General features: G+C 70.8%; 4 protein-coding genes. 1 reads left to right on the forward strand and 3 read right to left on the reverse strand.

What is annotated here, in order from left to right; all coding sequences use genetic code 11:
• The coding region (locus tag UWG_RS29720) for a bifunctional DNA primase/polymerase (RefSeq protein WP_016906767.1) at nucleotides 1-366 on the forward strand (366 nt) is incomplete at its 5' end.
• Between the two features lie 23 nt (nucleotides 367-389).
• On the opposite strand, the gene UWG_RS0108460 is transcribed toward UWG_RS29720, so the two are convergent.
• From UWG_RS0108460 to UWG_RS0108470, 3 genes are all read right to left on the reverse strand, one after another.
• On the reverse strand, nucleotides 390-1,373 hold the full coding sequence (locus UWG_RS0108460; protein ID WP_016906768.1) for an SCO2278 family lipoprotein: 984 nt from the start codon (nucleotides 1,371-1,373) through the stop codon (nucleotides 390-392).
• Nucleotides 1,374-1,596: 223 nt separating this feature from the next.
• A complete protein-coding gene (locus UWG_RS29725) occupies nucleotides 1,597-2,979 on the reverse strand; it encodes an MFS transporter (RefSeq protein WP_016906769.1) in 1,383 nt (460 codons plus the stop codon).
• Nucleotides 2,980-3,195: 216 nt separating this feature from the next.
• Nucleotides 3,196-3,553: LysR substrate-binding domain-containing protein (locus UWG_RS0108470; protein WP_016906770.1), on the reverse strand; the 358-nt coding region annotated here is incomplete at its 5' end.

Below are 3,553 nucleotides of genomic sequence, written 5' to 3' on the forward strand. Positions count from 1 at the left end.
CGGCTGGAGCGGGAGGGGGTCGCGCTCGGCCCCGTCGCGCTCTCGGGAGGGGAGCGGATGCTCTTCTTCACCGCCACCCGCACCCCCGAGGACGAGGACGAGTGGTGGCCCTGCGAACTCGACTGCCACCCGGAGACCAAGGAAGAACACCCGGGCCTGCGTTGGCACACCAGGGGAAGCTACGTCCTCCTGCCGCCGGCGAAGCTCGCGACCGCGCACGCGGACGAGGCGGACAACGAGGTCCGCTGGCTGCGCGAGCCCGAGCCCGGCGGGGCGCTGCCCGAGCCGCTGACGCTGCTGGAGGCGCTCACCGACGCCTGCGCCGCGCACTCGGTCGAGGAGACGGCCGCCTGGCCCGTGCGGTGAGCGGGCTCACTCGGTGAGCGGGCTCACTCCCCCTTGGCTTTGGTGAGTCCCTGGATGCGGCTGAGGAACTCGACCTCGCCCTCGGTGTCGTCGGCCGCCGGCACCTGCACCGCCTGCTGCGCCATGCGCTGGAACGTCACCGACTGCTGCGGCTTCCCCGTCAACAGGGCTTTGACGAGCGGGTCCTTGATCTGCGGGGTGTAGCCTCGGGGGAGCGTTTGCTTGTGGTGGTGGTGCGTCGCGAAGAAGACGAGGGCGCCGCCGTCCTTGGTGCGCAGGCCGAAGGTGGGGTACTGGGGGGCGACGCCGGGCTGGTCGACGTACTCGTTGCGTACGTTCGTCTGCTTGAGCTGCTTGTCGCGCTCGGCCCGCGTCCGGTCGGTGAAGGGGCCCGGGGCGAAGAGGTCGCCCGAGCCGTCCTCCAGGTAGCGGGTGTAGGTCTTGCCGAGCTTCGCAGGGTCGGTGGCGAGCCCGGCGCCTCCGGGCGCGACGGCCTTGGCGCGGCCGTCGGCGTCGCGCGCGAACCGCGGCAGTTGCTTCTCGGCGACGACGGCGAGGTAGGACGCCTTCCAGGGGGCGCCGTGGCTGTTGCGCTGGAAGACGAAGAGCCACCGGGTGTCGTCCTGCCGGTTGCTCTTGGTGTCGGCGACGAAGAACTTGGGCCAGCCCGCCTGTTCGGGGATGAGGAAGCGTGCGTCGGTGAGCCGGAGCGGCTTGTACGCGTCCGAGCGGTCCTGGCCCGCTCCCTTGCGGGCGCGCAGGCCCGCCTGGTCGATGGCGCCGAGGGCGCCGGTCTCTATCGTGGCGTTGAGGTCGGTGTCGAGGCGGGAGTTGGCGCGGTTGTTCGCCGCGGTGAACTTCGCCAGGGCCTTCTTCGCCTCGGCGCGGTCGGCCGCCGGCACCGTCGCCGTCTCGCCGTGCACCGTCACGCACCCCGACAGGGCTGCGGCGAGCAGGGCGGCCACCGTCGCCCCGCGTACGCCCCGGTATCGCTTCAGCGCACCCATCGTCGTCCTCTTCCTCCCCGCTGTTCCCCGCAGCTTCGGCAAGCAGACCTTACCGCCGGCAGGCGAAGTGCCGCCTGCCGCCTCCGCGGAGGGCGAGGGGCGGGCGAACGGGTGTGCGGCCGGGGTGAGTTGACGGTCGGCTGCTCGCGAGGGGCGCCGACTGCGCGGTGCCGCCCCGCCGCAGCCGGGACCGGAGGAACGGGCCGTGGCCGGTCGACCGCCCTCAGGCGGCCTCGGATTCGTCGATGTCGTCGAGCTCCATCCGCTCGATCTTCCGGACGATGACGAGGTAGCTGACGACGGCCATCGCCGCGCACGCCCCCACGAAGAGGAGGGCCAGGTCGAACGAGCCCGTGGCGTCGATGAGGTAGCCGATCACGATCGGGGTGACGATGCCGGCGAGCGCGCCGAAGGCGTTGAAGACGCCGCCGGCGAGGCCGGCTATCTGCCGGGGCGAGATGTCGGCCATGACCGCCCAGCCGAGCGCGCCCAGGCCCTTGCCGAAGAAGGAGAGCGACATGATGGCGACGACGAGCCAGTCGGCGGTCACGTAGTTGCAGACGAGTATCGACGTGGAGAGCAGCAGCCCGACGACGATCGGCGTCTTGCGTGCTGCCGTGAGCGGCATGCCCCGGCGCCCCAGCCAGTCGGAGAGGAACCCGCCGAGGACGCCCCCGGCGAAGCCGCACAGCGCCGGCAGCGAGGAGACGAACCCGGCCTCCAGGATCGTCATACCGCGCTCCTGCACCAGGTAGACGGGGAACCAGGTGAGGAAGAACCAGGTGATGGTGTTGATGAAGAACTGCCCCGTGAAGACGCCGAGCATGGTGCGGTTGCGCAGCAGTTTGCCGACGTAGCGCACGTTGCGGCGGGCGCTCGTGGTCTCCTCCCGCTGCCCGTCGACGGTCGGCTGGTCCATGTCGACGAGCGCGCCGCCCGCGCGCAGATGCGTCAACTCGGCCCTGCTCAGGCGCGGATGGCTCCGCGGCGGATGGACGACCTTCGTCCACACGAGGGCGAGGACGACGCCGAGCCCGCCCACGACGGTGAAGACGTGTTCCCAGCCGAGCGCCACCACGAGCCACCCCATCAGGGGCGCGAAGGCGAAAGTGGCGAAGTACTGCGCGGAGTTGAAGAGTGCCGCCGCCGTGCCGCGCTCCGCGGTGGGGAACCAGGCGGCGACGATACGCGAGTTGCCGGGGAAGGACGGCGCCTCCGCGAGTCCGACGGCGAACCGCAGGACGAAGAGGAGGACGACGGCGGCCCCCGCGAAGAAGCCGATGGCCCCCTGGAGCATCGTGAAGACCGACCAGAAGAAGATCGCGGTGCCGTAGACCTTCTTCGAGCCGTAGCGGTCGAGCAGCCAGCCGCCCGGCAGTTGGGCGACGAGGTAGGACCAGGAGAAGGCGGAGAAGAGGACGCCGAGTTCGCCGGAGCTGATGCCGAGGTCGTCCTGCATCGCGTCGCCCGCGATGGAGAGCGTGGAGCGGTCGGCGAAGTTGACGGTGGTGACGACGAAGAGCATGGCGAGGATCGCGTACCGCAGCCGGCCCGGCTTGGCTTTCGCGGTGGTGACGGACTCGCCCTGCCGGTCGGGAGCTCTCATGCGGCTCGCTCCTTGCGTGGGAGGGGAGGGCACTTCGGCCGTGTGGTGCGGGCCACACGGCCGGTGTAGCAGCCGACCGTAGAGAGCGTCGTGATTCCCGTCCATATTGACTTTTGTATGTTCCGATACCCGGAAGGTATCGAACAGGGCGGGAGCGGGGCGGTGTCGTGTGCGACGCCGTTCAACTCGTCTTGCCCGTCGGCTCTGTTGGGGCGTTCAGAGCTCTTCGAGGAGGGCGTGGAGCGCGGGGTTGTCGTTCTTCCTCCGCCAGGCCAGGGAGAGTTCGACGGGCGCCGGGTTGTCGAGCGCCAGCTCCCGGAAGGCGACACCCGCGTACCGCAGCCGCGTCGCCGCCTCCGGCACGAGTGCGGTGCCCCAGCCTCCGTCGACGAGGGCGAGGAGGCTGTGCACCTGGCTGAGGTACTGCGTGAAGACGGGCGTGACGCCGGCCCTGCGGAAGAGGGAGATGAGGAGCTCGTGGAAGTAGCGGGCCTCCACGGGTGAGTACATCAGCAGGGGCCGCCCGTCGAAGTCCGCCGCGTCGAGGGGGCCGCGGCGGGCCGCCAGCGGGGCG

The organism is Streptomyces xiaopingdaonensis, assembly GCF_000262345.1.
GTDB classification, from domain to species: Bacteria; Actinomycetota; Actinomycetes; order Streptomycetales; family Streptomycetaceae; genus Streptomyces; species Streptomyces xiaopingdaonensis.

Bases quoted from the DNA above. Each gene is read 5' to 3' on its own strand.
- UWG_RS29725 (WP_016906769.1), bottom strand. From the start codon at position 2,979: ATGAGAGCTCCCGACCGGCAGGGCGAGTCCGTCACCACCGCGAAAGCC.
- UWG_RS0108460 (WP_016906768.1), bottom strand. From the start codon at position 1,373: ATGGGTGCGCTGAAGCGATACCGGGGCGTACGCGGGGCGACGGTGGCC.